This window comes from Tahibacter amnicola (genome assembly GCF_025398735.1).
Classification (GTDB): domain Bacteria; phylum Pseudomonadota; class Gammaproteobacteria; order Xanthomonadales; family Rhodanobacteraceae; genus Tahibacter; species Tahibacter amnicola.
Window position 1 is genome coordinate 5,735,623 of the sequence record NZ_CP104694.1, and the last position, 26,707, is coordinate 5,762,329.

20 protein-coding genes and 1 pseudogene are annotated in these 26,707 nt (G+C 65.7%); 8 read left to right on the top strand and 13 right to left on the bottom strand.

From position 1 onward, the window contains the following. Nucleotides 1-104: 104 nt before the first annotated feature. Both N4264_RS22650 and N4264_RS22655 read left to right on the top strand, forming a co-directional pair. Nucleotides 105-1,508, top strand: a complete 1,404-nt coding sequence (locus N4264_RS22650) for an MBOAT family O-acyltransferase (protein ID WP_261694479.1) — start codon at nt 105-107, stop codon at nt 1,506-1,508. Between the two features lie 3 nt (nt 1,509-1,511). Further along, on the top strand, nt 1,512-2,678 hold the full coding sequence (locus tag N4264_RS22655; RefSeq protein WP_261694480.1) for a hypothetical protein: 1,167 nt from the start codon (nt 1,512-1,514) through the stop codon (nt 2,676-2,678). Here the strand turns inward: N4264_RS22655 and N4264_RS22660 are convergent. Genes N4264_RS22660 through N4264_RS22670 form a run of 3 tightly spaced genes read right to left on the bottom strand, consistent with a single transcriptional unit; the run spans nt 2,644 to nt 4,927 of the window. Beyond that, on the bottom strand, nt 2,644-3,027 hold the full coding sequence (locus N4264_RS22660; protein ID WP_261694481.1) for a GtrA family protein: 384 nt from the start codon (nt 3,025-3,027) through the stop codon (nt 2,644-2,646). The two genes, N4264_RS22655 and N4264_RS22660, sit on opposite strands and share 35 nt — an antisense overlap. Further along, nucleotides 3,024-3,965 (bottom strand): WxcM-like domain-containing protein, encoded by a 942-nt coding sequence (locus tag N4264_RS22665; RefSeq protein WP_261694482.1) that lies wholly within the window; start codon nt 3,963-3,965, stop codon nt 3,024-3,026. The genes N4264_RS22660 and N4264_RS22665 overlap by 4 nt, the downstream gene beginning before the upstream one ends. Then, nucleotides 3,962-4,927, bottom strand: a complete 966-nt coding sequence (locus tag N4264_RS22670) for a glycosyltransferase family 2 protein (RefSeq protein WP_261694483.1) — start codon at nt 4,925-4,927, stop codon at nt 3,962-3,964. The genes N4264_RS22665 and N4264_RS22670 overlap by 4 nt, the downstream gene beginning before the upstream one ends. Nucleotides 4,928-5,122: 195 nt before the next feature. On the opposite strand from N4264_RS22670, the gene N4264_RS22675 reads away from it, so the two are divergent. Both N4264_RS22675 and mgtE read left to right on the top strand, forming a co-directional pair. Next, nucleotides 5,123-6,916 (top strand): hypothetical protein, encoded by a 1,794-nt coding sequence (locus N4264_RS22675; protein ID WP_261694484.1) that lies wholly within the window; start codon nt 5,123-5,125, stop codon nt 6,914-6,916. Between the two features lie 441 nt (nt 6,917-7,357). After that, nucleotides 7,358-8,719: a magnesium transporter gene (gene mgtE / locus N4264_RS22680; protein WP_261694485.1), complete on the top strand. Its 1,362-nt coding sequence runs from the start codon at nt 7,358-7,360 to the stop codon at nt 8,717-8,719. Nucleotides 8,720-8,723: 4 nt separating this feature from the next. Here the strand turns inward: mgtE and tsaB are convergent, their stop codons facing one another. Beyond that, nucleotides 8,724-9,422: a tRNA (adenosine(37)-N6)-threonylcarbamoyltransferase complex dimerization subunit type 1 TsaB gene (gene tsaB / locus N4264_RS22685; protein ID WP_261694486.1), complete on the bottom strand. Its 699-nt coding sequence runs from the start codon at nt 9,420-9,422 to the stop codon at nt 8,724-8,726. 26 nt (nt 9,423-9,448) lie between these two features. Next, nucleotides 9,449-10,822, bottom strand: a complete 1,374-nt coding sequence (creD, locus tag N4264_RS22690) for a cell envelope integrity protein CreD (protein WP_261694487.1) — start codon at nt 10,820-10,822, stop codon at nt 9,449-9,451. Between the two features lie 203 nt (nt 10,823-11,025). Between creD and N4264_RS22695 the strand changes: the two genes are divergently transcribed. After that, nucleotides 11,026-11,346, top strand: coding sequence for a hypothetical protein (locus tag N4264_RS22695; protein WP_261694488.1), 321 nt, complete (start codon nt 11,026-11,028; stop codon nt 11,344-11,346). Between the two features lie 259 nt (nt 11,347-11,605). On the opposite strand, the gene yoaA is transcribed toward N4264_RS22695, so the two are convergent. The 3 genes from yoaA to mrcB are packed head-to-tail and all read right to left on the bottom strand — an operon-like array spanning nt 11,606 to nt 16,383. Beyond that, entirely contained in the window at nt 11,606-13,513 is a 1,908-nt protein-coding gene (yoaA, locus tag N4264_RS22700; protein ID WP_261694489.1) for a DNA repair helicase YoaA, read from the bottom strand. 5 nt (nt 13,514-13,518) lie between these two features. Beyond that, nucleotides 13,519-14,043 (bottom strand): tetratricopeptide repeat protein, encoded by a 525-nt coding sequence (locus N4264_RS22705; protein WP_261694490.1) that lies wholly within the window; start codon nt 14,041-14,043, stop codon nt 13,519-13,521. A gap of 48 nt (nt 14,044-14,091) precedes the next feature. Beyond that, nucleotides 14,092-16,383 carry a penicillin-binding protein 1B gene (mrcB, locus tag N4264_RS22710; RefSeq protein WP_261694491.1) on the bottom strand — a complete coding sequence of 764 codons (2,292 nt, stop codon included), beginning with the start codon at nt 16,381-16,383 and terminating at the stop codon, nt 14,092-14,094. Nucleotides 16,384-18,033: 1,650 nt separating this feature from the next. On the opposite strand from mrcB, the pseudogene N4264_RS25930 reads away from it, so the two are divergent. Next, nucleotides 18,034-18,471, top strand: a pseudogene (locus tag N4264_RS25930) (glycosyltransferase); the annotation flags it as partial. A gap of 438 nt (nt 18,472-18,909) precedes the next feature. Continuing rightward, complete coding sequence (locus N4264_RS25935; RefSeq protein ID WP_425508360.1) at nt 18,910-21,015, top strand: glycosyltransferase; 2,106 nt, start codon at nt 18,910-18,912, stop codon at nt 21,013-21,015. Nucleotides 21,016-21,087: 72 nt separating this feature from the next. Here N4264_RS25935 and N4264_RS22720 read toward each other — a convergent pair whose 3' ends face one another. Beyond that, nucleotides 21,088-21,489 carry a hypothetical protein gene (locus N4264_RS22720; RefSeq protein WP_261694493.1) on the bottom strand — a complete coding sequence of 134 codons (402 nt, stop codon included), beginning with the start codon at nt 21,487-21,489 and terminating at the stop codon, nt 21,088-21,090. A 256-nt stretch (nt 21,490-21,745) separates the two neighbouring features. Here N4264_RS22720 and cysK point away from each other — a divergent pair, with 256 nt between their 5' ends. Then, nucleotides 21,746-22,699 carry a cysteine synthase A gene (gene cysK / locus N4264_RS22725; protein ID WP_261694494.1) on the top strand — a complete coding sequence of 318 codons (954 nt, stop codon included), beginning with the start codon at nt 21,746-21,748 and terminating at the stop codon, nt 22,697-22,699. Between the two features lie 61 nt (nt 22,700-22,760). Here cysK and N4264_RS22730 read toward each other — a convergent pair whose 3' ends face one another. The 4 genes from N4264_RS22730 to N4264_RS22745 form a co-directional block, all read right to left on the bottom strand. Beyond that, a complete protein-coding gene (locus tag N4264_RS22730; protein WP_261694495.1) occupies nt 22,761-24,335 on the bottom strand; it encodes a POT-type proton-dependent oligopeptide transporter in 1,575 nt (524 codons plus the stop codon). 290 nt (nt 24,336-24,625) lie between these two features. After that, nucleotides 24,626-25,051, bottom strand: coding sequence for a hypothetical protein (locus tag N4264_RS22735; RefSeq protein WP_261694496.1), 426 nt, complete (start codon nt 25,049-25,051; stop codon nt 24,626-24,628). A 285-nt stretch (nt 25,052-25,336) separates the two neighbouring features. Beyond that, complete coding sequence (locus tag N4264_RS22740) at nt 25,337-25,873, bottom strand: hypothetical protein (RefSeq protein WP_261694497.1); 537 nt, start codon at nt 25,871-25,873, stop codon at nt 25,337-25,339. A 1-nt stretch (nt 25,874) separates the two neighbouring features. Next, nucleotides 25,875-26,696: a class I SAM-dependent methyltransferase gene (locus tag N4264_RS22745; protein ID WP_261694498.1), complete on the bottom strand. Its 822-nt coding sequence runs from the start codon at nt 26,694-26,696 to the stop codon at nt 25,875-25,877. Between the last annotated feature and the right edge of the window lie 11 nt (nt 26,697-26,707).

Below are 26,707 nucleotides of genomic sequence, written 5' to 3' on the forward strand. Positions count from 1 at the left end.
GCGCCTGCGGCGCCGGCCAGCCCGACATCCTATACTGCGCCGTTCCGCGCCGCAGTCCCGTCCGCCGGGAAGGCCAATACCGAAACCCGACTCCGTCCAAGCGAATGCTGTTCAACTCGATTCACTTCGTCGTGTTCTTCCTGGCGGTCTTCGCCATGAACAACCTCCTGCGCCCCTGGCCGACGGCGCAGAAGCTCATGCTGCTGGCAGCGAGCTACTACTTCTACGGCCAGTGGAGCTGGATGTACCTGGGCCTGATCCTGTGGTCGACCCTGCTCGACTACGCCATTGGCCTGGGCATGGTCCGCGTCCGGCATCCGCAGCGGCTACTGTGGGTGAGCCTTGCGACAAACCTGGGCCTGCTGGCCTTCTTCAAGTACACCAACTGGCTGATCGAGAACTGGAACGTCGCGGCGGGCGCGGTGGGCTTCACCTGGCAGTTCTCGCCCATGGACATCATCCTGCCGGTGGGAATTTCGTTTTACACATTCCAGAGCCTGTCCTACACCATCGACGTCTACCGCGGAGTCAGCACGCCGCGGCGCAACCTGCTCGACTACGCCCTTTTCGTGGCGTTCTTTCCGCAACTGGCCGCCGGGCCGATCGTCCGCGACTACGAATTCTTCCGCGAGCTGGACGGTGACCGCCGCCTCGACGTGGAGCGCGCGCAGCAGGCCCTGGTGCTGATTGCCTTCGGCTTTGCCAAGAAGATCGTCTTCGCCGACAACCTGGCGCCGATCGTCGACCACGCCTACGCCACGCCGGCCGCCCTCGGATTCTGGGATTCCCTGCTGGCCACCTACGCCTTCGCCTTCCAGATCTACTGCGATTTCTCCGGCTACACCGATATCGCCATCGGCACGGCGCTGCTGCTGGGCTTCCGCTACCCGCAGAACTTCAACTACCCCTACATTGCCACCAGCCTGCAGGACTTCTGGCGACGCTGGCACATCAGCCTGTCGCGCTGGCTGCGCGATTACCTGTACGTATCACTCGGCGGCAACCGCAAGGGGCCCGGGCGCACCTACATCAACCTGATGCTGACCATGCTGCTCGGTGGCCTGTGGCACGGCGCGAGCTGGAACTTCGTCATCTGGGGCGGCGTGCACGGCGGGTATCTGGCGTTCGAGCGCGCCGTGCTGCAGCGTATTCCTCTCTGGAACAGCGAACATGTCGCGGTGCGCTGCCTGCGCTGGTTCGTCACCTTCCATGTCGTGTGCTTCGCCTGGATCTTCTTCCGTGCCAAGACCTTTGCCGACAGCCAGGCGATCATCGCGAACCTCGCCTTCGAATCAGTCCTCGATTTCGACTTTGCACGCCACGGCGGGCTGGCCCTGCTGCTGGGAATCATGCTCGCAGCGCATCTCCTGGGTGGCGGCGTCGGCACCAAGGAACGTGTCATGCGCGACCGCGGCCCCGTCTTTGCAGTGACCCTGGCCGCCATTGCCCTGATGCTGATCTGGTTCACGCCCGCGGCGACCAGTGCATTTATCTACTTCCAGTTCTGACCCATGCGAACGCTGATCAAATTCACCGCACCGCTTGTCCTGGTGCTCCTGGCGGAACTGGCCTTTCGGGCGGGCATCTGGGAACGCTGGGCCCAGCCGGACAGCCACGCGGGTACCTCGATCCGCGTCAAGCGCGCCTTGGCCGAACCGCAGTTCGCGAAGATCGACTTCGTCACCCTGGGCAGCTCACGGCCCGTCTACGGCCTGGATCACGAAGCCATCGCCGCCAGTGCCACCGCGGCCGGCTTCCAGCACGTCAACATGAGCATGCCCGGTTCGCACTGGATGGCGATCGGCGCCGTGACCGAATGGCTGGCGCGTTCGCACCCGGAATTGCGCGGCGGCATCATCGCCGTGGACACCACTTCGTTCAGCGCGCCCGGCAACGGGGCCTACGAAATCGGTATCGCCCGGCCCTTCGTCGGCGTGCACGGCGACGACTGGATGACGCAGCACGTTCCCTTTTCCTGGAGCGATACGAGCACCTGGAGCGTGCATTCGTCCCTGTTCCTGTATCGCGAGGACATGCAGGACCTGCTCAAGGCACCGCGTGCCCGCTACCTCGGGCTGGAATGGCATCGCCAGCGCCCGGGCAGTGCGGTCGTGCTCAGTAACGCCACCGAAGAGCGCAACCTGTGCACCTACGGCCGGCCCGACAGCGCGGTCTGCACCAAGCTGGGTGATGCCGCCGACGACGCGACGCGCCTGCTCGTGCGCCAATGCCAGGATATCGTCGGCGCGAAAACCTACCGCCCGGATTACGGACAGTCACTCCGCCAGGGCACACTGCAGCCGGAAATGATCGCCGTGCGCGACCTCGTCCAGAAACGCCTGCGCGGCCTGCGCTGGAAACAGAAACCCCTGGTGGTGCTGATGCCGGTCACTCCGGCCTGGAAGGAAGCCGCACCCGTCGGCGCGCACGAGTGGGCGCTCTCCGTACTCCAGCCGCTCGTGGCCGAAGGCACGATCGACCTGATCGATACGACCGACACCCTGGACAAGGCCGACGGCAGCGACTGCCAGGACTACTTCGACCTCTATCACCAGAACGCCCACGGCCGCGAACGGCTGATGAGCACCTTGATGCCGCAGATCCGCGAGCGCCTGCACAGCCCGACTGCGAATGACCAGGTGGCTACTGCGGCGACCGGACCAGCACGAGGCGATTGAGCACGTACGACAGCGGCACTGACAGCGCGATCACGATGACCATCGCCCAGCGACGGTCAATGCCGAGCCAGTCCACCAGAGAATGCAGCAGCGCCACGCCGAACAGGAACTGTGCGACGTAGATCAGCGGATATCGCAGGGCGCTGCGCCAACCCAGCGCACGGCGAAAGACGAAACGCGCATTGAGCACGTAGGCAATGCCGATTCCGGCAACGTAGGCCAGCGCGTAGGCCAGGCGGTAATCCACCAGCGCGAGCAGGCCGTAATACAGCGCATACGTGAGCACCGTGTTCAGGCCACCCGCCAGCACGAAGCGCACGCCTTCGCCGATGGCCGGGCGCTCCGTCACCGGGCGCGGCTCAGGCGCAGGAATTCATCGTAGTCGCGGATGTATTCCTGGGTGTCGTAGTACTCCGAGGCGAAGACGAGCAATACCGCATCGGCGCTGTAGCGGTACTGGATGCCCCAGGTCATGGGCGGCAGGTGAAGCCCGAGATTGGGGCGATCCAGCAGCAGTTCCGCACGGCGCGTGCCGTCATCGGCAATGACCGAAACCGACCCCTTCACGCAGACCAGGAACTGGTGACACGTTCGGTGCGCGTGTTCACCGCGCACCTCCGCACTGGGCACGCCAAACACCAGGAAGTAGCGGCGCGGAAGGAACGGCACGCTTCTTTCGAACTCGCCGACGGAAAGGTCGCCGCGCATGTCCTGAATCAGCGGAAGCCGGTGCAGGGCGACGCCGCGAACACTGGTTTCCTCGACGCCGGGACGCTCGTTGCTGTCGCGGGGCCGATCCGCGACCAGCCGCCCGCCGGCGGAATTGTCCACATAGCCCACAATGCGCGCTGGATTGCCGACCACGATGGCATCCGGCGGCACCGACCGCAGCACCACGGCACCGGCGCCGACCATGGCACGGGCACCGATCGTCAGTCCTGGCAGGATGGTCGCATTCGCGCCAATCGACGCCCCCGCGCAGACCCGCGTTTGCGGGAACTGCTCCGGGTACTGCTTGCTGCGCGGAAAAGGGTCGTTGGTGAAGGTGACATTCGGCCCGATGAATACGTCATCTTCCAGCGTGACGCCATCCCAGAGCTGGACACCGCACTTGACGGTTACCCGATCACCGATAACGACATCGTTCTCAATGAAAACGTGGTCGCAGATGTTGCAGTCGCTGCCAAGCCGGGCCTTCGCAAGCACGTGCGCAAATGCCCAGATGCGTGTATTTGCGCCAATATGGCTGCTTTCGCAGATGCCCTGGGGATGAACAAAATAGTTCATACGTCACTTTTTCCAGAAAAGTTCTTGTGATGAAAAACCACTGCCTGCGGACGGCGTTTCGTGTTCTCGTAGGCACGCCAGACGTAGGAACCGACAATGCCAAACCCCAGCAGGTTGAGCGCGCCGAAGAACAGGATCGTCAGGATGGTGGCCGAGTAGCCCGGCACCGCGACCCATCCGGACAGCCGCAGGACCGCCACCAGCAACCCAAACGCGGCGCAAATTACGATGCCGCCCAGACCGGCCAGCGTCAGCAGCCGGATGGGCAGGTCGGTGAATGAAAACACGCTGTTCATGAGGTAGTGCAATTTGCGCGAGAACGTCCAGGCGCTTTTTCCGTGGCGCCGGGCAACGCGGTGGTAGGGCACTTCCGCACGGCGGAATCCCAGCCAGATCACCTGCCCCACCAGCGAGCTGTTGCTTTCCTCAAAACGCAGCAGCTGATCGCGAAAGGCCTGGTTGCAACCAAACATGTCGACACCGCCGGCCGGCAGCTCCGGCTGCACAAGTCGGCGATAGGTGCTCCAGAACAATCGGGACGCGATCCGGTCGATGAAGGGATCATCACGACCCGTCCGTGTGCCGAGCGTGACATCCGCTGCATCCGAAGCGAGCAGGCGAAAGAACTCCCGGACGAGCTGCGGCGGTTCCTGAAGATCGGCCGCCATGACGGCAAAGTACTTGCCGCGGGCGTGACTCAGGCCCTCGCGAATAGCCGCGAACGATCCGAAATTGCGTGAAAGCAGGATGAGCTGCGATGCAAAGGGCGCGGCAGGCAGCCGCTCCGCCAGGTGCGCATGGCTGCGATCGGGGCTGCCGTCCACCACGAAGACGACCTCAAGCGGCCTATCCAGTCCTTGTGCGAGCTGTGCCAGCTCCACGAGGAGGTCCGGCAAGGACTCTTCGTTGCGATAGACCGGGATAATCAGCGAATACTCGGGCGCGTCGGGGGTTTCGGGCATCGTCGGATTCCGCCGGGAAAATGAGCGTGTACGCGGCGCCGGCGACTATTTTCCGGCGATTCAGGCAATGGCCACCGGATTCGGGCACCTGCTGGACGAGACGAGGCGCCAGATCTCGCCGGTCACGGAGCCACGGGTTCAACCTGCAAGCCGGGGATATTACCATTCCCTTTCACGCCAACCACGAGAGCCCGGATGTCCAACCCCTTGCCAGCGGTCAAATCCGTGGCCAAATCGCGCTCCCCGGCGTCAACCCTCTTGCTCGCTGCCACCCTGCTGGCGACTTACGCCTACGCCCACACGGCGTTGGTGGCGGTTGCAAATTTCGGGCTTCGCTTCCCCTACTCGGACCACTATCGCATCTACGCCAATTTTTTCAGCCGGCCCCTCGTCGATGCGCTGTTCGGTATCGAGAATGCCCATCGGCCGGTTGTCGCCGCACTGGTCCGCTTTGCGGAAATGCGCTGGTTTGCTGCGGATCAATCGCTGCAACTGGTGCTTGGCGTCGTGCTGGCAAGTGGCACGGCGATGGTGATGATGGTGACTGCGCTACGCGAACGGGGACTCTCACCGCTTGCCCGCGCAGCCGCAATGCTGGTCGCCGTGATGACCGTATTGTGGCTAGGCAACGTCAGAATGTTCTTCCACGGCGGCGAAGCCCTCCATGTCTACCCTGTCACACTTTCCGCCGCTCTGGCCAGCCTCGCCGCTTTTGCGGCGCGCGAACGACGATCGGCAGCCTGGATGACAGCAGGAGCACTGGCGTGCACCGTTGCAACCTTCAGCTTCGGATCGGGTGTCGCCGCATTTGCCGCACTTTTCGCCGTCGCGTTGTGCGTCCGAGTCCCATGGAAGGCCTGGCTCCCTGCACTCGCCATCCTGGTAATGGACGTCATTCTGTATACGACCCTCCTGCCCGGCAACGACGGCGTGAAAGGTTCGCTGCAGTTCTCCCCGGCGGTGATGGCCATGACAGTGCTGCGTGTCCTCGGCTCGCCATTTATCAACGCAGCGCAACGTCTGGAATTGTCAGGCTCTTCCGCGTTGAGCGCTGGATTGTTGGCCGGCTCCTTCGTTGCCGCATCGTATGTCGCTGCAATGCTGCACGCGCTACGCCATCGAAAGCCATTGTCGCGACTCGGCGCGCTCGGTCTGGGCGTGGCCTCGCTCGGTGTGGCGTCCGCAGGATTGATCGGGCTGTCCCGTGTCGAACTGATGCTGACGGTACCTGCAGAAGCATTTGCCGATCGGTATCTGGTGTGGTCTACGCAGGTGTGGGGTGGACTGGCGCTGTTCGGCATCAGCCTGGCTCGCCGGTCCGGCTCCGCCCGGAACGGCGTTGCACCCGCCATAGGGGCGTTGACTGCCGCCGCGTTGCTTTCAGTATCACACCGCGACAATGCCGGCTGGGCATCGGCCGTTCACCGGAACAACCAGATATCTGCGGTTGCAGCACGCCTGCAGATCTGGGATCCGCTTTACCTTCCGGACGACGACGCTTCGCGCCGGGCACATACCATGGCGGCTATCGAAGCGTTCCGGGAGCGTCGCTGGAGCATGTTCATCCAGTCCCCGCCGTCCAACCCGCTCGCATTGGTCGAACCGGTTCCGGCCGCGCCTGCCACTAGCCTTGTCGTCCTGGGAGATGTCTTTGACGATACCTGGGGCCAACGCCAGGTCATTCGCGTCTCAGGCCGCTACGCGAAAGATGCACCCATTCCAGACAAACCTCTTCTGATCATCGTCGACGAATCCGGTCACGTGCACGGAGAAGCGATCCTGAGCCACCTTCCGTACGCACAGCGGGCGCTGCGTTTCAACACGCCCGTCGCGCGCGGCTTTGACGGCTACGTCATCGCACCAAAGAAGGATACGAAGTACCGGCTGCTGCTCATCGATGCGGATCAACAGTTGCCCGTCACTGCGCTGGCATTCACTCTGCCATCACAGGTCGGACCGCAAGTGGCAGAATCACACGCCGTCCACTGACCAGTGCGGGCAGGCCGCTCACGGGATGCCAGCGCCGGGTTTCCAGCCAATGCACTGGCGGAATGCCATGCAGGAGGCGCGCGCTCCAACGCAGTGCAATCCATCTGCACTAGTTCGCGCCACCCCACCACGGCCAGGAGCAGCGCCCATGCCCAGCGCGCAAGCCAAGCCGTCGCTAATCTGCAGCCACTGGCTCGCGGCTAACCAGTCTATCCCGGCCATACGGATCTGAGCATCCAGCTGCGCACGTTCTGCGGGAATGGCCCGCTCAGATAGACCTCGTGCAGGCGGAACTGGTCGGCCATCGGTTGCCGCCACGCGAACCTGGCGATCGCGCACGCTGCCCTCAGCGCAATTATGGCGGCCATCGCAAGCCGCACGGCTAGGCGCCACCCTGCCTCGCCGCCGATAATCACGCCATTCCCGTCTGATAGCGCACCGATGGCCGAGACCGCCCTCCAGGACCGCACCGCCAAGCAACTGCGTCTGCTCGAGCAGGCGCTCGACAGCGGCCGCCTGGGACCGGTCAAGCGGCTGGTCAATACGCTCTCGCCCGCGGAGATCGGCAACCTGCTCGAATCGCTGCCGCCGCACAAGCGCCAGATCGTGTGGGGACTGGTCGACCCGGAAGACGACGGCGAAGTGCTCGTGCATGTGGGCGACGAGGTTCGCGAGGACCTGCTCAAGGCGATGGACCCGGACGAAATCGTCGCGGCCGCCGAATCGCTGGATATCGACGACCTGGCAGACCTGCTGGAAGACCTGCCCGATACCGTTATCGACGAAGTGCTCAAGTCGATGGACCGCGAGAACCGCGAACGGCTCGAGCAGATGCTCACCTACGAGGAAGACACCGCCGGGCGACTGATGAACCCGGACGTGGTCACCGTGCGGGCCGACGTCTCGGTGGACGTGGTGCTGCGCTACCTGCGGCTGCGCGGCGAATTGCCGGAAGCGACCGATCGCCTCTACATCGTCAGCCGGCGGCGGCAGTACCTGGGCGGCATTTCGCTGGCGCAGCTGCTGACCGCCGACCCGGCCGTCGCGGTGAACCGCCTGATCGACTCGGAACAGCCCGCGATCGACGCCGACACCCCCGTGGCCGAGGTTGCCGAGCGCTTCGCCAACCACGACTGGCTCAGCGCTCCGGTCGTCGACGAAAACAACGTCCTGCTCGGCCGTATCACCATCGACGACGTCGTCGACATCATCCGCGCCCAGGCCGAGCACCAGGCTCTCGGTGCAGCCGGTCTGGACGAAGACGAAGATCTGTTCGCCCCGGTACCGCGCACTACGCGCCGGCGTGCGGTCTGGCTGGGCATCAACCTGCTGACGGCGTTTCTCGCCTCGTGGGTGATCGGCAATTTCGAGGGTGTACTGCAGAAAGTGGTCGCCTGCGCCGTGCTGATGCCCATCGTGGCCAGCATGGGCGGCGTGGCGGGTACGCAGGTGCTGACGCTGATGGTCCGCGCCCAGGCGCTAGGCCAGGTCAGCCCCGCCAACGCGCTGTCGCTGCTACGCAAGGAAGTGCTGGTCGCGCTCGCCAACGGACTGGTGTGGGCGCTGGCTGTCGGCAGCGTCGCGCTGGCGATCTACCGCGACGCCTGGCTCGCGCTGGCGTTCGGCGCGGCCATGGTAATCAACCTCATCGCTGCGGCGCTGTCCGGCGTATTCCTGCCCCTGGTGCTGCGGCGCGTGGGAATCGATCCGGCGTTGGCCGGCGGCGTGATTCTCACCACGGTTACCGATTGCTGCGGATTCGCTTCCTTCCTGGGTCTTTCGACGCTGCTGCTGATGCAGTAGCACATCAGCGATTGCCGCGCGCTTCCCGCTGCTCGGTCAAGGTGAGGGCGACCTTGTCGCGCAGGTAGACCGGCAGGGCCAATTCCGGTGCGACCGCATGTCCGGCGCCGAACTCCGCCACGGCCAGGCGCGCCACCGCCCGTGCCTGGGGATGACGGGATCCGTCGACCCAGGCCGGTTCCGCCGCCAGGCGCGGCGCCAATGCAGCGGAGTAACTGGTCCAGCCACTGCCAATGACATTCCAGCGGGCGGCGGGCGGCACGACGAGCTGGTCCGCCGGCCCCACCGACTCATCCCCCCACGCGACCACCGAGCCGTCCACGTGGCGGAATGCGCCGGCGTAGACCTCTCCCATCCGCGCGTCAATGACGGCCAGGACGGGATTCCCGTCGTCCGGCGCGTCCAGCGCGAGCGCCGCCAGGGACGAAATCGGAACGACCGGCAGGCCCAGCCCCAGGGCCATCCCCTGGGCTACGGAGACAGCCAGCCGCACACCGGTGAACGCACCAGGGCCGCGCCCTACCGCGACGGCGTCGAGCTGCCGTCGCGACAGGCCCGCCTCGGCCAGGAGCGAATCGGCCATCGGCAGCACCAGCTCCGCGTGGCGGCGTGGCGCCAGTTCACTGCGCTCGATCACGCGACCGTTGTACGACAACGCGACGGAGCAGCATTCGGTGGAGGTTTCGATGGCGATCAGGTTCATGGACGACTCTTTATCTTTCTATACGTTTATCGGCGCGAGCCGTTCGGCGGCAGGTCGGGCATGACGAAGGCGTCAAAATCCGTCTTCGCCGCCGCCGGCGCCGCCGCCGGGCGGGATTCACCGTACCAGTCGATGCGCCGGGTCAGGTACATCAGGACAGACACGACCGCCAGCAGCGTGATGGCGCCGATCAAGAGCGAGTATTGCTCGCTGATGACCAGTCCGTACAGCAGCAGGTAGGCCACCGCGAGGCAACCGGCGAGAAGTCCGCCAGCCCGTCGCGTCGCCAGCACTGCCGCCGCATAGCCGCCGATGATGAGCACGACGGCGGTGGCGGCCACCGCATAGGCGCCGCCGAAGCCGATCTGTTCGGACAGTGCCAACAGCAGGATATAGAACGTGCACAGCGCCAGTCCCACCAGGACATACTGCACCGGGTGCACGCGCAGCTTCTTGAGCACTTCGAACAGGAAGAAGGCGACAAACGACAGGCCGATGAAGAGCAGGCCGTATTTGCCGGCCCGCTGCAGCTGCTGGTACACATCGACGGGGCGGTACAAGGTCACGCCAAAGGACCATTCGTGCAGATTCACCGCGTTATGCGGCGTCTCTTCCCAATGCTGCGCAAAGCCGCGATTGAGTTCCAGCACCTGCCAGCGTGCGGAGAATTGCTTGTCGTCAATGTCGCGTTCGGCCGGGAGAAACGCACCGGTGAAACTCGGATCCGCCCACGGCGCATCGACCTTCACCGTTGTTGTCCGCGCCATCGGCAGGAACTGCAGCGATTCGGTGCCCGCCACCACGTACTGCACCTCGACCGTCAGCGCCCCGGCCAGGAGCGAAGGGTCCAGCGCCACGCTCACCGCGGCGATATTGCCGATGGCGTCGCCCGGTTGCAGCCGCTGCGGCGTGCCATTGACCTTTACCGACTTCACCTCGCGCAGGCCACGCACGTCGCTGAGCAGGAAGCGCAGCTTCACCTGGTCAGTCAGGTAATTCGCCGCGTCGGTCGAAAGCGGCGCAAAATCGTCAGATTCGTACCGGGCGCTGATAGTCACGTCAGCCGTATAGACGGCCGTATCGTAGATCCCGTAGGCGCGGATAGAAGGGGTCAGCGTTGCGGAGATATCGCCGCGCTCGGGCAGCAGATACAGCATCTGTTGCGAGGGCTTGTAGCCGTCCTTGGTTTCAAGCATGACCCGGTGCGGCACGGAAATGACCGGACCACCAACGGTCTGCGCCGCGCCCCAGCGCGACGCGATCTGTGCAACGGCGTGTTGCCGATAACCGCTGCGCTCGGCGATCAGGTCGCGCACCTGCGCCAGGGGAATCAACATCAGCAGCGCCATCAGCGCGATACCCAGCGCCTTGGTCGTCACGGAAGAGTATCGGGAGAGCATTGGGGGCGATCCATCAGGGAAGATGGCGCTAGTTCAGTGCACGGCCTGGGAACTCGCCGGTGCGATACGGGGCAAAACGCTGACCAGCCGGGGCGGTCGTCGGGCACTGACCGGCCGCCGCCGTCGCGTTCGTCTGGCATCATTCCTGCTTGTATCCGCCTCGAAACCCGCCAGTCCGGCGACTGCAACCACGGTACACGACGATGGCCGCCTCCACCCAGAAGATGTTGCTCGCGCTTCGCGGTTCCCAGGCTCACTGGCTCGCCGCGATCGTCAACGCCCTGGATGAAGCCCTGCGTGATCCGGATTTTGGCCCGGAACAACGCGCCATCGTGCGGCATCTGCTAGACGCGGGCATGGTCCCGGCCAGCGTCGCCCGTGCCGCCGAAGCCCGCTTCCAGCGTTTCGAACAGAGTTTTGCCGACGCACTGCCCGAGCCGTCCGAATCTGACTGGCCGGCAGTGACTCCGCCCACGCCGCCGTCACGTCCAAAACTGACGCTGGTGGGCAACGAAGCCGCCTGATTGTTTCCTCCCCTCCCCCGAGGGTAAGAGCCCGGCCCTGGTGCCGGGCTTTTTCTATGCGCCACTAGCACCCACGCCCGATGCCGGTACGCCGTCGCGCACGACGGATTGCCGACGAGCGGCGCCGGCAAGTCGACAGAAGCTGTTTCTATACAAAGCAACAGTCCCGGCGAATGGAGGCGTGCACCCAAGGCCGGGCATCCTTTTTGCCGTCGGCGACGCCACAGCGCACCGATGACACATGCCCTGATTCCGTCGGTCAGGAACGGAAGAAGTCCTGCACGTCCGCCAGTTCGCGGGTCATCGGCATCGGCGGCAGGCTTTTGAGGAACAGCTTGCCGTAGGGGCGGGTGACCAGGCGCGGGTCGCACAGCACCAGCACGCCACGGTCGTGCACGTCGCGAATCAATCGGCCCACGCCCTGCTTGAGGGCGATGACAGCCGACGGAATCTGCCATTGAACGAACGGGTTTCCGCCCGCTTCGCGCATCGCATTCAGACGCGCCTCCAGTACCGGATCGTCCGGCGCGGCAAACGGCAGTTTGTCGATGATCACGCAGCTGAGTGCTTCGCCGGCGACGTCGACGCCTTCCCAGAAGCTCGCCGCTCCCAGCAGCACGCCATTGCCCGATGCGCGGAAATCGGTGAGCAGCTGGTGGCGCGGCGCCGTGCCCTGCACGAACAGGGGAAATGGTGCACCGGCGAGCAGCTCGGCGGCGCGTCGCAGGGCCCGGTGCGAGGTGAACAACAGGAACGCTCGACCACGCGAGGCATCGAGCACCGGCCGCGCCACTGCGATCACGCGCTCGGTGTAGTCCGGCGCATTCGGATCGGGCAGTCCTTTGGGCAGGTAGGTCAGTGCCTGGCGCGTGTAATCGAAGGGGCTGGGCAAGCCCAGCGTCACCGGATCATCCAGGCCCAGCTGGCGCGAGTAGTGCCCGAAATCACCGGCCACCGACAGGGTTGCCGAGGTGAAGATCCAGGCGGCCTGGCTCTGTTGGCGCAGCGCGCGCAACGGCGGCGCCAGGTCCAACGGCGTGGCATGCAGGCTGAACCCCTGCGATGTCAATTCGTACCAATGTATCCAATTGTGACCGGTACCATCGAGCACCTGATCCAGCCGCTGAACCAGGCCCTGCGAGCGCTCGTGCATGTTTTCCAGCCCGCGCGAACGTTCGGCCTGGCCACCGAGCGCGGCGTCGAGCGTGACCAGCGCCTCCTGCAGCACACGCAGTTCCGCCATGGCGAAGCGGTCTTCCTCGATCGCCGCGAAGGCGCCGCGCTGGGGCAACTTGTCCAGCGCCAGCCGCACCCGTCGCAGCGCGGGCACGACGGCTGCGATGGGCTCGCGCAGGATCGCGAACGCACCGGTCACCGACGCGCATTCGGCCTCGGTATCCGAACACAATTCCTGCAGCTGGCGCGCCGAGAACGACACGGAGAAAAACTGCCCGGCCAGCTCCGGAATCTGGTGCGCCTCGTCCAGCACGAAGGCATGTGCGCCGGGGAGGATTTCGCCGAATCCTTCCTGCTTGATGGCAAGGTCAGCGAACAGCAGGTGATGGTTGACCACCACGACGTCCGCTTCCTGGGCGGCGCGGCGCGCCTTCACCACGAAGCAGTCGTTGAACATCGGACAATCAGCACCGAGGCAATTCTCGGTCGTGGAAGTGACCTTCGGCCAGATTGGCGAATCCTCGGGCACCTCGATCACTTCCGCGCGATCGCCGCTGGCCGTACGCGTGGACCAGCCACGCAGGTGGTTGAGGTGCGCCACTTCGTCACGCGACACCATCCGGCCGTCCCGGCTGGTCTGGTCGAGCCGGTACAGGCACAAGTAGTTGGCGCGGCCCTTGAGCAGGCTGGTCTTGAGCCGCGCGCCGGTGACCTGGCGCACACGCGGCAGGTCGCGATGAAACAGCTGGTCCTGCAGCGTCTTCGTACCGGTGGAAACGATGATGCGCTTGCCGGAGGTCAAGGCCGGCACCAGATAGGCAAAGGTCTTGCCGGTGCCGGTGCCCGCTTCGGCGATCAGGACATGCCGGTCGTCAATCGCCTCGGCCACGGCAGCGGCCATGACCTGTTGCGATTCGCGCGGGGCGAATCCGGGAACTTCACGTGCAAAGGGGCCGTCCGCGCCGAGCAGCTGCCGAGGGTCGCTACGCACGCGTCCTACATCCGCACGCGCGGCGCAATGCGGCACGAGGCCAGCTGCGCCTTGGCGCTCTCGACGCTGACCGAATCGTTGGCCATGCGCCGCACTTCCACCACCGTCTGCCAGTTGCGCGCACAGAGGCTGCCCAGCTTGGGTCCCAGCTCAAACGACTTGCGCGCCAGCGTTTCGGCATGATCGTACTGGCGCAGCGCGATGAAGAGCTCGGCCTTCTGCTGCAGCAGTTCCGGCGCGTCCGGCGCCACCTTGAGGGCGCGATCGAGCGCGCCGATGGCGTCGTTGTACTTGCCGGCGGCTTCCAGTTCACCGGCCTGCTTGACGAAGCCGTCCACGGCCGGGTCGCGCAGCGGCTGCACCTCGATGGCCGAACCGGTCGCGCTTCCCGCGGCGCGGATCTCACCGACCAGGTCGCGGTCCGGCCGCGTCGGCTGCGGCGCCGGCGGTGCCGGCGTGGAACACGCGCCGAGTGCGACCAGCGCCAAAGCGAGCACGCACAGCTGGAAACTCGTTCTTGCAGAATTCATTTCTACCTCTTTCTCATCTGTCGCACCGGGTGCCGGAGACCGACGCCATCAGTTTGCGCCGCCGAACCAATCGCGCAACTGGTCCATGGCGCAGCTTTTCTCCTCGCTCGGCGCGTAGCCGGCAAGGAAGGGCAGCTGGCGCGCCTGGTCGCAGTCCTGCTGCGTGCGCTGCCCGGACGCCGGATCGATCCAGACCAGTTCGATCCCCTGGTCCATCGGAATATCCAGCGGACGCGTCGGCAACTTCTGGAACAGCGCCATCCAGATGCGCAACGCACCGGTCGAGCCGTACAGCCCGGTCGGCTTGTTGTCGTCCCGGCCGACCCAGGCCACCGCCAGGTGGTCGCCGGTGTAGCCGGCGAACCAGCTGTCGCGCGAGTCATCGCTGGTGCCCGTCTTGCCCGCGGCGTTGAGCGAGGCCAGCTCGCTGCTGCCCACGACACTGGCCGTACCGCTGGTCATCACCTGCTGCAGCGCGTAGCTTACCAGCCTGGCTGCTTCCACATAATCGCCCGCACCGGGTTTGACGCTGTAGCGGTGCAGCGCGCGGCCATCCTTGTCGAGCACGCCGCGCACCGCGATCACCGGCAGCGCGTGGCCGTCCGCGGCGAAATATTGATACAACTGCGCAACTTCCACCGGCGCGTATTCCTGCGCACCCAGCAGCAGCGACGGATTGGGGTTGACATCGGCGTTGATGCCGAATGAAGCAAGCAGCGTGCGCACGCGGTCGACGCCAACCATCATGCCCAGGCGCACCGTGGAGAGATTCCACGAATTGGCCAGGGCATCGACCAGGGCGACACGGCCGTGGGCGATCTTGTCCGAGTTCTGCGGCATCCAGGTCTTGCCGTTGGGCTGCGGCAGCGAAATCGGCGCGTCTTCGATGATGGTGGCGAGCGAATAGCGTTGCGGCTGCGCCAGCGCCACCAGATACACGAACGGCTTGACCAGGGATCCGATCGGCCGGCGTGCATCGATCGCGCGGTTGAACCCCGGTTCGTCCGGATCCCGATCCCCCACCACCGCCTGGACTTCCCCATTTCTCGCGCCGGTGACCACCATGGCCGCCTGCGTTTCTTTTTGCGCCTTGCCCAGTGCCGCCAGCGTGTCGCGCACGGCCTTCTCGGCAAGCATCTGCGTGGATGGCGCAAGCGACGTCAGCACTGTCAGGCCAGCCCCGCGCAGGGCTTTGTCGTCGTACTCGCGCTTGAGCTGGGCGCGGACCAGGTCGAGGAAGGCCGGAAACCGATTGCGCGCCAGTCCGGCGCCTTCAGCCACGCCCAGTGGAGCGGCCTTGGCCCGCGCCAGCTCGTCCTCGTTGAGAAGACCGGTGTCGTAGAACATCTGCAGCACGAGGTTGCGCCGGCCCAGAGCACGCTCGGGATACCGCCGGGGGTCGTAGTAGCTCGGCCCCTGGACCAACCCGACCAGCAGCGCCACGTCATGCGCCCGCAGCGTGTTGAGCTCGCGGCCGAAATAGAACTCGCTGGCCGCCGCGAATCCATGCACGGCCTGGCCACCCTGCTGGCCCAGGAAAATCTCGTTCACATAGGCTTCGAGGATGCGCTGCTTGTCGTAGCGGGCCTCGATGATCAGCGCCAGCAGCGCCTCGTTGCCCTTGCGCATCAGGTTCTGCGTGCGGTCCAGGAAGAGATTCTTGACCAACTGCTGGGTGAGCGTCGAACCGCCCTGCACGACGTGTCCGGCCATCGCATTGGCCCACATGGCGCGGATGATCGCTTTGAGCGCCACGCCGTGGTGATGCTTGAAATCGCGATCCTCGACGGCCTGCAGTCCCGACACCAGCAGCGGTGGCATCTGACCCAGCTTGGCGACACGCCGTTCCTGCTGCTCCGCCCCGTACAGCGTGGCGATGCGCGCCGGATCCAGGCGCACCCGGTCGAGCGACTTGCCGGTGTCCAGATCTTTGATCGTGGCCACGCGCGACCGGCTGAGGACCACGTCGATCCGGCGCGCCGGCTCGAATCCGTCCAGGCCCGCGAAGGCGCGCCGGGCGATGACGAAATGGTCGCCGTCGCGCATGAAGCTGCCGGGATTACGCGCGCCGGTCACTTCGTCGTAGCGCGCGGCTTCCAGTTCGAGGATCAGGGTCGCCGCGTCCAGCGGCAGGCCGGGGCTGAGCTCGAGCGGCCGGGCGTAGACGCGGCTGGGCGTCTCCCAGGACAGGTCGTCGAATCGCGTCCGGACCTGTGTATCCAGGTACAGCGTGTAGGGCACGCCGAACGCAACGATGAACCCGAAACCCAACCAGAACGGGGCGCGCAGCCAGCGCCAGGCAAAGCGCGCGACGGCGGCACTGCGGACGAGGAATGACAAGGGACTGGCAGACTCAGCGGATGACCCCGGAAGTGTACCCGAAAGCCCCCGCCTGACCGGGACGCCCCGCCCGGCCCGCTGCGGTTCAATCTTCAGTCGCGATTCGGGATAATCGCGCGCTTGGCCCGACGTCCGGAAAGACGCCGAGTCGCGGCGGCCCACCGATGGCCCCCTCCGCGACCGGCCCAGGCTGCGGACCGGCCGGGTCCGCCGGGGACGGCCCGTTTCATTCAGCCGCGTACGTTTTCGTATGCGCACCAAGGAACTGTCGAATCCGTGCCCCTGACCGCTAGCGACCGAACTTCCGCCTGTCTCGTCGTCCATGGCCTCCCGGCCGATCCGGGCTGGTGGCAGACCCTTGCGCGCTCCGTCGCGCCGCAAACCGTGCTGCTGGCCACGCAGACGGCACCGGCTCCCTTCCTGCCGCTGAGCGGCAATGCCGAAACGCCCGCCGACCTGCTGGCCGCCGCCCGCGCGATCCAGCCGGGGTTCGATGTCGTACTGCTGCGCGCCGGCACGACGCTGCCGGAGGCGTGGCTGCCGCGCCTGATCCGCGCCCTGGACGCCGGTGATGACATCGTTGCCGCCACCCCGCTGGACGACGTGACACCCGGCTGCACGCCAGGCATCGATATCCCGGCCACGGTCGAGCGCATCGATGCGCTGTGCCATGCCTACTCCCGCCGCGCGGTGGTCGAAGCCAGCGCCCTTTCGCCGCTAATCAGCGCCTGGAAAGGACGCTGGCTGGCCACTGCTGACCTGGCCCCGATCAGCGACCGGCTGGCGCCGCAGGCGCTGGCCCCCGCGCGCTGTGTCCTGGTCGATGGACTGTACGTCGCCGATTCCGCGCAACGGCTCAAGCCGGCGGATGGAGCGCCGGCCGGGCCGCTGGGCGAGCTGCGGGAACGGGTCTCCCATGCCCTGGCAACCCCGGCGTTCCTGCCCGCCAAGGCCGGACTGGACAGCCGCCCGGTCATCCTCCATGTGCTGCACGGCTGGGGCGGCGGCGCGGAACGCTTCGTCCGCGACATGGCGGCAGCAGACACGCAGCGCATCCATCTGGTCATGGTCGCGCGCGGCAGCTTTGCGCGCCGCGAGTACGGCGCCACGCTGGAGCTGCTGGACGGCAGCTTCTGCCAGCCACCGCTGCGCCACCTGCGCCTGCCGCGGCCAATCGCGGATACCGACCTCACCCACCGCGACTGGAACCGCTTCTTCCGCACGGTGCTGCGCGACTACGCGGTGGATGCCGTGGTGGTTTCCTCCCTGATCGGTCACAGCCTGGATGCCTTGCGCTCGGGGCTGCCGACGTTTGTCGTCACGCACGACTGTTATCCGCTGTGGCCGCTGCTGCACCGCGACTTTGGCGATACCACCCTGCCCTTCGACGACGCACAGCGCGTCGCCGACCTGGCGGCCGCTGACGCTGACTTCGAGTTTGCACAGCGGGCACCGGCCTATTGGCAGTCGCTGCGGCAGTCCTACGAGACAGCTGTGCACGATGCCAAGGCCACCCTGATCGCCCCCAGCCGCGCAGCGCTCGCCAACGTGCTGCGGCTGGCGCCGGGGCTGGCGTCGCGGCCAGCACATGTGGTCGGGCACGGCATCGCGCCGTGGAAATCATCGGTTGCTACGACTTCCGCAGCGCCGATGCGCCCTGCCGGAAACCGCCTGCGCCTAGTGATCCCGGGCCGGATCCGCCGGGGCAAGGGCGCAGAGCTGCTTCACGCTGCCTTTCCGCGACTGCGCCAGTACGCCGATATCTGGCTGCTGGGCGCCGGCGCCGAAGCCCAGGCCTTCTTCGGACAGGCCGGCCTGCATATCGTGCTGGACTATCGCCGTGAACGACTGCCGGAACTGATCCGAGCGATTGCTCCCGACGCCGCGCTGCTGCTGCCGACGGTGGCCGAAACCTTCAGCTACACGCTGTCCGAATGCTGGAGCCTGGGCCTGCCGGTCATCGCGACAGGCGTCGGCGCACTGGCGGAACGGATCGAATCAGACACTACCGGCATCCTGGTATCGCCTGACGCCAACGCCATCGTCACCGCCGTCGCCGCACTGCATGACGATCGCGCCCGTTTGCAACGGCTGCGTGACGCCGTCGCTGCGCTTCCCGCGCGTGACCTCGATGCCATGATGCGCGACTACGCCGCGATCCTTCCGTCCGCTGCCGCCGCCGCCCCGCGGACGCTGCTGCTGCCGGACACCCAGGAGCAGCTGGAGATCGCCGACCTGCAGCACCGGTTGACGCAGAGCGAGCATCGTCTGCGCGGCATGGCCGAGCGCCTGGTCGAACAGGCGCGCGAACTGGATCGCCGCGCCGAATGGGCCACCGAACTGGAGCGCGACCACAAACGTGCCGCCACCGCCCTGCAGAAACTGCAGGTCGAACACACCACCACGGTGAACAAGCTGCGCGCCGAGTTCGAAGACCGCACGCGCTGGGCCCTAAGCCTGCGCGACGAGCTCGAACTGGCCTACGGCAGCCTGTCCTGGCGACTGACCAGGCCGCTGCGTTTCGGCATGCGCAAGCTGCGCGGCCTGCGCGCACGGCTGTCGTTCCATGTGTCGCGACTGATCAATGCCTGGCGCCGCACCCAGGGCAGCCTGCGGCGGCGCGGCATCATCGGTACCGTGCGTCGCATCGGAACGGAGTTCCGTCGCGGACAAGTACCCATCACCCCCGTGGCCGATCTGCCCCAGGATGACGGGCTGCCGTTTTCCGTACCGGGCGTCGACTCACCCGTGGTGTCGATCGTCATTCCGGTATACAACAAGATCGAGTATACGGTCGCCTGCCTGCGCTCACTGGCGCAACACGCAGGCCCCACCCCTTTCGAGGTGATACTCGTCGACGACTGCTCCAGCGACGACACGCCGCGCCGGCTGGCCAGCGTGTCTGGCGTGCGTGTGCACCGCAACGCGGAAAACCTCGGCTTCGTCGGATCGTGCAATGCCGGCGCCGCCCTGTCGCGCGGCGACTACGTGCTGTTCCTCAATAACGACACCGTCGTCACGCCGAACTGGCTCGAAGCGCTCATGGCCTGTTTCCGCGATGAACCCGAGGCGGGCCTGGTCGGCGCCAAGCTGGTCTATCCCGACGGCCGCCTGCAGGAAGCCGGCGGCATCGTCTTTCGCGACGGATCAGGCTGGAACTACGGTCGCTTCGACAATCCCGCCGACCCGGCCTACAACTTCCGGCGCGAAGCCGACTACTGCTCCGGCGCGGCGATCATGCTGCGGCGCGAACTGTTCGAGCGCCTGGGCGGCTTCGACCGCCGCTATGCGCCAGCCTATTACGAAGATACCGACCTGGCCTTCGCCGTGCGCGCAGCGGGACTCAAGGTGTTCTACGAACCCGCTTCGACCGTCATCCACTTCGAAGGCATCACCGCCGGCACGGATACCGGTTCCGGCATCAAGCGCTACCAGGTCGTCAATCGCGAGAAATTCCTGGACAAATGGAAAGACGCGCTGGCGCTGCAACCCGCCCCGATCGACGATCCGGCCGATGCGCGTCGCGCGGCCACCTTCCGTCACTCCCGGCGGATCCTCATCATCGACGCCTGCACGCCAACGCCCGACCAGGATTCCGGCTCGCTGCGCATGGTGAACCTGATGCGCCTGCTCAAGGCGCTGGGCTGGCATGTCAGCTTCTTCTCCGAGAACCGTCTGTACCTGGATCGCTACACACCTGCGCTGCAGTCCCTGGGCGTGGAAGTGCTCTACCACCCCTTCCTGAGCGATCCGATCCGCTTCTTCCGGGAGCGCGGCCGGGAATACGACGCCATCGTGCTGTCGCGCCATTACGTCGCGATCAACTACCTGGGGCTCGCACGCCTGTACGCACGCCAGGCCCGGTTGATCTTCGACACGGTCGACCTGCACTACCTGCGCGAACGCCGCGCGGCCGAGCTGGAAGGCAGCGGCGATCTCCTGCGCAAGGCCGAGCTGACGCGCGCGCAGGAGCAGAAACTGATTCGCGAATGCGATGTGACCCTGGTCGTCAGTCCGGTGGAGAAAGACATCCTCGCCACCGAGGTGCCGAATACGCGCGTGGAAATACTGTCCAACGTGCACGAGGTGTTCGGCTGCCGCCGACCGTTCGACGAGCGCAGCGACCTCGTCTTCGTCGGCAGCTTCCAGCACCCGCCCAACGAAGACGCCGTGCTGTGGTTCGCGCGCGAGGTCTTCCCGCGCGTGCGGCTGGCTTTGCCGGAGGTGCGTTTCCACGTTATCGGTCACCCGCCCCCGCCGGACATCCAGGCACTGGCGGACGACCGGCTCATCGTCCACGGCTTCGTGGAAGATCTCGAACCCTTCATGGACGGCTGCCGCATTTCCGTGGCGCCGCTGCGCTACGGCGCCGGCGTAAAGGGCAAGGTGAACATGGCCATGAGCTATGGCTTGCCCGTCGTTGCCACGGGTTGTGCGGTGGAGGGCATGCATATCGCCGCCGGCAGCGACGTACTGGTGGCGGAAGATGCCGCGGCATTTGCCGACGCGATCGTCCGCCTGTACCACGACAAGGCGTTGTGGAAGACGCTGTCCGCCAACGGCCTGGCCAACGTGCAGCGCCACTTCTCCTTCGATGCCGCCAAGCGGGCGCTGGAGAACATCCTGACCTGATGACCCGCGGCACCGGCGCGCCGGTGCCGCGGCAGGTTCAAACCGACGGCCGCGCGCCAGCCGTCGCGGATCTCAGCGACAACTGATACTGAGACTGACCACGGCGTTCTGCGTACCGGTGTTGACGGCAATGGCCTTGTAGTAGCCCGGCCCCGGATAGTTCAGGCCACTCACATACTGCTGGTGGAAACCGCCGCCGCGCGTATAGACGTATTCGTCGAGATTGGACTTCGGCTCCACGTTCACGCCGTAGCGCACGCGGAAGGTTACCGAGCCGTTCGTGGTGCCGGCTACGTCGACGAATCCATTCGGGTTGTACTGCGCGGCGTAGCAATCGGGCAAGGCGACACGTGCTCCCGGCGAAATCGTGATGCCGCTGACCGAGCTGCCATCGGCCATTGCAACGCTGCTGGCCAGCATCGCCAGCGCACCCGGGATCCAGCGCCTCAGGGCGCCGTATTCGATACGTTTCATGGTGTCCTCACAGGGATTGGGATAGGCCTGGCTGTGCGGGGCCCATCGCCGCCAGGCACAGGAAAAGTACGCAGCCCCAGTCCGGGCCGGATGCACATGTACCCAGGTATATTTCCGGATCTCGCCGCAAAGTGCCTTACCCGGCGCCACACCGGCATCGTACGGGACGTCGCCGCAGCCCGATGAGCGCGCGCCTGCCCTGGCAGGGCGCCGGCAATAGGACGATACTGCGCGGACCTTCGCCCGGAGACCCGCCATGATCCACGCGAGCATCCTCGACACTGTCGGCCGTACGCCCATCGTGAAGATCAACCGGCTTGCACCGGCCGGCGTGGAACTCTATGTAAAGCTCGAGGCCTTCAACCCGATGTCCTCGGTGAAAGACCGGCTGGCACTGGCCATCGTGCTCGATGCGGAGGCAAAGGGGTTGCTCAAGCCTGGCCAGATGATCGTCGAGGCGACATCGGGCAACACCGGCATTGCGCTGGCGATGGTGTGCGCGGCCAAGGGCTACCAGTTCGTCGCGTTCATGGTGGAGACCTTCTCGGTCGAGCGGCGCAAGATCATGCGTGCCCTGGGTGCCCGGGTGATTCTCACACCCGCCGCGGAACGCGGCAGCGGCATGGTCAAGCGGGCCGAAGAGTTTGCCCAGCGCCATGGCGCCTTCCTCGCCCGCCAGTTCGAGAACGAAGCCAATCCCGCCTACCACCGCAGCACGACCGGCCCCGAGATCCTGCAGGATTTCGCTGGCCGCCGTCTGGACACCTTCGTCACCGGCTGGGGCACCGGCGGCACGCTCACCGGTGCCGGTGAAATGATTCGCCTCGCCCGTCCGGACGTCGAGATCGTCGTGACTGAACCCGCGGGCGCCTCACTCCTTTCGGGCGCCGAGTGGAAGCCGCACAAGATCCAGGGCTGGACACCGGATTTCATACCGGCCGTCCTCAGGCGCGACGTCGCGCACCGCGTCATTCCGATCGACGACGTGCTGGCGCGCGATACCGCGCGCAATCTTGCGGCCTACGAAGGCATCTTCTGCGGGATCTCCGCCGGTGGAACTTTCGCGGCGGCACTGGAAGTCGCGCGCAATGCGCCCGCTGGCAACGTCATCCTGGCCATGCTGCCGGATACGGGCGAACGCTACCTGTCGACCTTCCTGTTCGAGGGTATGAACGAAGGATCGGATGACGAATGGTTGGCGACACTCTGAAAACCACCGCTGCGCGCCGGTGCGTGACACGAACGTGTGTCGCGCACCAGCAGGCGTCCGGTCAGTCCGTCGGACGGTAATTGTCCACTTCGCGGTAAGTTCGGGCGTAGAGGCCGAAAATCAACGCTGCAACGGCCGCGAAAGCCGCAAAGAAGAACATCTGAAATGCCGTCACGCTCAGGCCCGTGGAAGCGATCGACTGGGTCACCGCTTCGTTGCGCACGCCGCTGTTGACCAGCAGCACCCACAGGTTGCCCACGGTCACGGCGAGGTACCAGAAGCTCATCAGCACGCCCTTCATCGACGAAGGCGCCTGGCTGTAGGCGAACTCGATGCCCGTCGCCGATACCAGTACTTCACCCATGGTCAGCAGCACATAGGGCAGGATCTGCCAGACGATGGACACCGCGCTTCCGCCGTCGATCGCCAGCTGCAATCCGCCCGCCGCCACCCAGGCCAGGCTGCTGAACGCGATGCCGAAGGTCATCCGGCGCAACGCCGTCGGCTCGTAGCCGAAATACCGGCGCAGCGCCGGGTACAGCACGAGGTTATTGAACGGAATCAGGATCATTACCAGCAGGGGATTGAGCGCCTGCATCTGCGAGGGCTGGAACCATTCCGGCGTGGTCATCGCGCTGGCCTGCAACACCCACGTCGATGCCTTCTGGTCAAACAGCGACCAGAACGGCGTCACCAGCGCGAAGACGATCAGCATGCGCAGGACGACCCGCACGCCGTCCACCGCGATTTCCGGATGCCGGCCGCGCGCGCGGTCCAGCTGGATCCACGTCCCGCCGCCGGCGAATCCGAGGAAGATCACCACGGCCAGGCACAGCGCCGCGACGATGCCCAGCTGCGGCGCGAACACCAGCGATCCCAACCCCAGTGCAACGCCCATCATCGCAAGCACGTACCCCCAGCGCGCACCGCCGTCGCGGCTGACCAGCGCCGTCATGGCCACGCGGACGAAGGAATCGGGACTCGGTGGTGCCGGCGGGATGATCACGTAGTGCTTGCGCGCCAGCCAGAAGATGAAAGTAGCGACAAACATCAGCGCACCCGGAATACCGAACGCGACCGATGCGCCGTACTTCTTCAGGAACACCGGCATCAGCAGCGATGCGAACAGGGACCCGAAGTTGATACTCCAGTAGAAGGCGTCGAAGACGATCTTGGCCAGGTGCTTGGTGGACTTGTCGAACTGGTCGCCGCAGAACGCCGCCACGCAGGGCTTGATGCCACCGGACCCGAAGGCGATCAGGCCCAGGCCGAACAGGAAGCCGGTGCGGTCGTGCTCGAATACCGCCAGCATGACGTGCCCGACGCAATAGATCAGGCTGAAGCTCATGATCGTCCAGTACTTGCCCATCAGGCGGTCGGCCAGCCAGCCGCCGAGCAGAGGGAAGAAGTACACGCCGATCAGGAACGTGTGAAAAATGTGTTTGGCCTCGGTAGGCCGGTCGGCCTCGGGCAGGTAGGTCAGCAGGGACGAAACCAGGAATACGGTCAGGATGTTGCGCATCCCGTAGAAGCTGAAACGCTCGCACGCCTCGTTGCCGATGATGTTCGGGATCTGGCGCGGCATGCGCGCGGCCGGTGCGGGCGTCGAGGGCGCCGCGAGAGTCGCTTCGGTCATGGAAACTCCGGATGTCAGTCGGCAATCCGCCTCAAGCCAGTCCGGGAAAATCCGCGCCCTGCACTGCCTCGCTTTCGCTGCCGCGGCGGAAGGTACCGCACTCCGGCGCCCGGGTCATGTGTCGGAGGCTTCCCACCGCCCCTCCGGCTGTCGCCGGACGGGGAGCCCGGCCGTGGGAGCAGGGCGAACAGCCGGCTCGACCGTGACGACCGGTTCGCCGGCCTCTCCGGCGCCGCACGGCGCGCGGGAGGCCGACCGGGACGCCGCCCGGGCAGGGCGGCGCCGAGTGATCAGTACTGCGGATACAGCTCGGTGTTGTTGATCACGATGGGATAGTTCGACCCCGCGCCCGACGATGCGGCAAACGCGGCAAACATCGTGTAGCCGACCAGCTTGTAGTACACCTGGGCATTGTTGCACGCGGTGGTGATGTCGTTGGTGCTGGCGGTCGAGAAGAACTTCTGCAACTTGGTGTAAGTGGTCGTCTGGTACTGACCCGGCAGCTGGTACCACTCGGAGTTGGAGGTCAGCCCCCACTCGTACTTGATGTCCGTTCCCTTCTGGAAGTAGCAGGCCAGGGAAGTGGTACCGCTTGCGGCGGGCGGAGACACCTTGGCGGCGGTGTCCGCAGGGCTGGCCGGGCCGTTGCCGGCGGCGCATGCCAACTGCGGAATCGAGGCTGCCAGGGCAAACGCCAACGCGTAGTGCACTTTCATCGAACGTACTCCTGTCTGATGGCCGATACAGGCCGGCCGGCGGCCGGCCACGGTCCACGAACGCGATTCGGCGACGCCAGCGGCCGCCCAATGTATCGAAATGCGTCGGGCACTTTTGTGAAAGCACCTATACATTTCCCTATCGTCTTTTCGTGTCCGAATTGACAAAGCGCACATGGAGACCCCTGCCTATCACACGGCAACCGCCACCCTTGCTACGCATTGTGATCGACACGCCGCGCCCGGCAGTGCGAACGTCCCGCACCGGAGCCCGGGCCCGCTGCCTCAGCGGAACGCTTCGGGCACGTTCTGCAACTGCGCCTGGCAATCCCATTCCGGCGGTCGACACGCACGATCAAACCAGACCGCGCCGGCATCGAGCCAACGCTGCCGGTTCACCCGGGCCGCTTCCGGCAGGCAATCCTCGTATCCGGCTTCCGATCCGCAACAGACGCAGATGTCATGCGAGGGATTGCACCCGTCCGCGCCCCAGGGCGGAACCTCGTCCAGCAGGCCGCAGACGCGACAGGGGTAGAGAACGACGTCGGTGGCGAGCAGAAACTGCTCGGGGATGTTCTTCACCTGCGCCTGCCACTGCCAATCCGGTGGACAGCGTTCGGGAAAGCGCCATCGGGCACCCCGCGCAATCCAGGTTTCACGAAAGTGTCGCGCCGCGACCGGAGAACAATCGTGGTACCCGACCTGGTAGCCGCAACACACGCACACTTCCCAGCTCGGCGTCTTGTCATCCTGGCCCCACAGCGGCTGTTCGTGCAGCAATCCGCACACCCGGCAGGGATAGACCGTCGGAGGCGCGTTCACTTCATCGCTCCGTGGGAGGCCATTGGCCAGAAATGACCGGTACATGCCAGACGGCGTAACCCGCCGGATCGCGGATGGACGCGATGATAGCGTCGAAATCAGCGCGCACCTCATCCGGCGGCCGACCACTGGCCTGCGCCAGCACATCGACATAGCCATCGCGCCAGGCGCTGATGATTCCGGCAAACGGGTCGCGGGCACGCAGGGTGTCGACCGTCACGTAGTCGATCGCGACCGCGCTGAACCCGTGTTGCAGCAGCAACGGTACCGAATGCCGGCCGATGCGGCCGTCGCAGCCAAGGCTTTCCAGGTACGGCAATACCGTGCCCTGCCAGAAGGCATCCGGATCACGCGCCTGCCTGGGCATGTGGAGCATGCCGTAGTCTTCCGACAGCAAATGCAGCCAGCCGCCGGGCTTGAGAACACGGCAAATCTGTTCGAGGACCAGGGCGAAGCGCGGTACTGCCTGCGACATGTGCCGGCAGACGACGAGGTCGAACGGCGCCTCGGGCACGTCCAGCGCAAACGCATCGGCGACGCGATACTGGATACGACCGTCCGCGTCACCGCCGCGCCGGGCGATCTGAAGATTGCTGTCGAGGATGTCCACGCCAAGCAGCTGCGCCCCCGCGTACCTCAGTGCCAGCCGCCGGGTGATCTCGCCCGTGCCGCAGCCCAGGTCCAGGATGCGAATCGGCCCCGACAACCGGTAACGGTCGAACAGGGCTTCTTCCTGCGGCCAGATGGCCTGCGCCTGGTATCCGAGGTTGCGCGCCATGGACTCATCGCCCATCTGCTCCGCCTGCGGATTGTGCTCGCTCATTGCCGTCTCCC

What these genes read in the sequence shown, in the direction of transcription:
- N4264_RS22650 (WP_261694479.1), top strand. Translation starts at nt 105, where the DNA reads ATGCTGTTCAACTCGATTCACTTCGTCGTGTTCTTCCTGGCGGTCTTC.
- N4264_RS22655 (WP_261694480.1), top strand. Translation starts at nt 1,512, where the DNA reads ATGCGAACGCTGATCAAATTCACCGCACCGCTTGTCCTGGTGCTCCTG.
- N4264_RS22665 (WP_261694482.1), bottom strand. Translation starts at nt 3,965, where the DNA reads ATGAACTATTTTGTTCATCCCCAGGGCATCTGCGAAAGCAGCCATATT.
- N4264_RS22670 (WP_261694483.1), bottom strand. Translation starts at nt 4,927, where the DNA reads ATGCCCGAAACCCCCGACGCGCCCGAGTATTCGCTGATTATCCCGGTC.
- N4264_RS22675 (WP_261694484.1), top strand. Translation starts at nt 5,123, where the DNA reads ATGTCCAACCCCTTGCCAGCGGTCAAATCCGTGGCCAAATCGCGCTCC.
- mgtE (WP_261694485.1), top strand. Translation starts at nt 7,358, where the DNA reads ATGGCCGAGACCGCCCTCCAGGACCGCACCGCCAAGCAACTGCGTCTG.
- tsaB (WP_261694486.1), bottom strand. Translation starts at nt 9,422, where the DNA reads ATGAACCTGATCGCCATCGAAACCTCCACCGAATGCTGCTCCGTCGCG.
- creD (WP_261694487.1), bottom strand. Translation starts at nt 10,822, where the DNA reads ATGCTCTCCCGATACTCTTCCGTGACGACCAAGGCGCTGGGTATCGCG.
- N4264_RS22695 (WP_261694488.1), top strand. Translation starts at nt 11,026, where the DNA reads ATGGCCGCCTCCACCCAGAAGATGTTGCTCGCGCTTCGCGGTTCCCAG.
- N4264_RS22705 (WP_261694490.1), bottom strand. Translation starts at nt 14,043, where the DNA reads ATGAATTCTGCAAGAACGAGTTTCCAGCTGTGCGTGCTCGCTTTGGCG.
- N4264_RS25935 (WP_425508360.1), top strand. Translation starts at nt 18,910, where the DNA reads ATGCGCAAGCTGCGCGGCCTGCGCGCACGGCTGTCGTTCCATGTGTCG.
- N4264_RS22720 (WP_261694493.1), bottom strand. Translation starts at nt 21,489, where the DNA reads ATGAAACGTATCGAATACGGCGCCCTGAGGCGCTGGATCCCGGGTGCG.
- cysK (WP_261694494.1), top strand. Translation starts at nt 21,746, where the DNA reads ATGATCCACGCGAGCATCCTCGACACTGTCGGCCGTACGCCCATCGTG.
- N4264_RS22730 (WP_261694495.1), bottom strand. Translation starts at nt 24,335, where the DNA reads ATGACCGAAGCGACTCTCGCGGCGCCCTCGACGCCCGCACCGGCCGCG.
- N4264_RS22735 (WP_261694496.1), bottom strand. Translation starts at nt 25,051, where the DNA reads ATGAAAGTGCACTACGCGTTGGCGTTTGCCCTGGCAGCCTCGATTCCG.
- N4264_RS22745 (WP_261694498.1), bottom strand. Translation starts at nt 26,696, where the DNA reads ATGAGCGAGCACAATCCGCAGGCGGAGCAGATGGGCGATGAGTCCATG.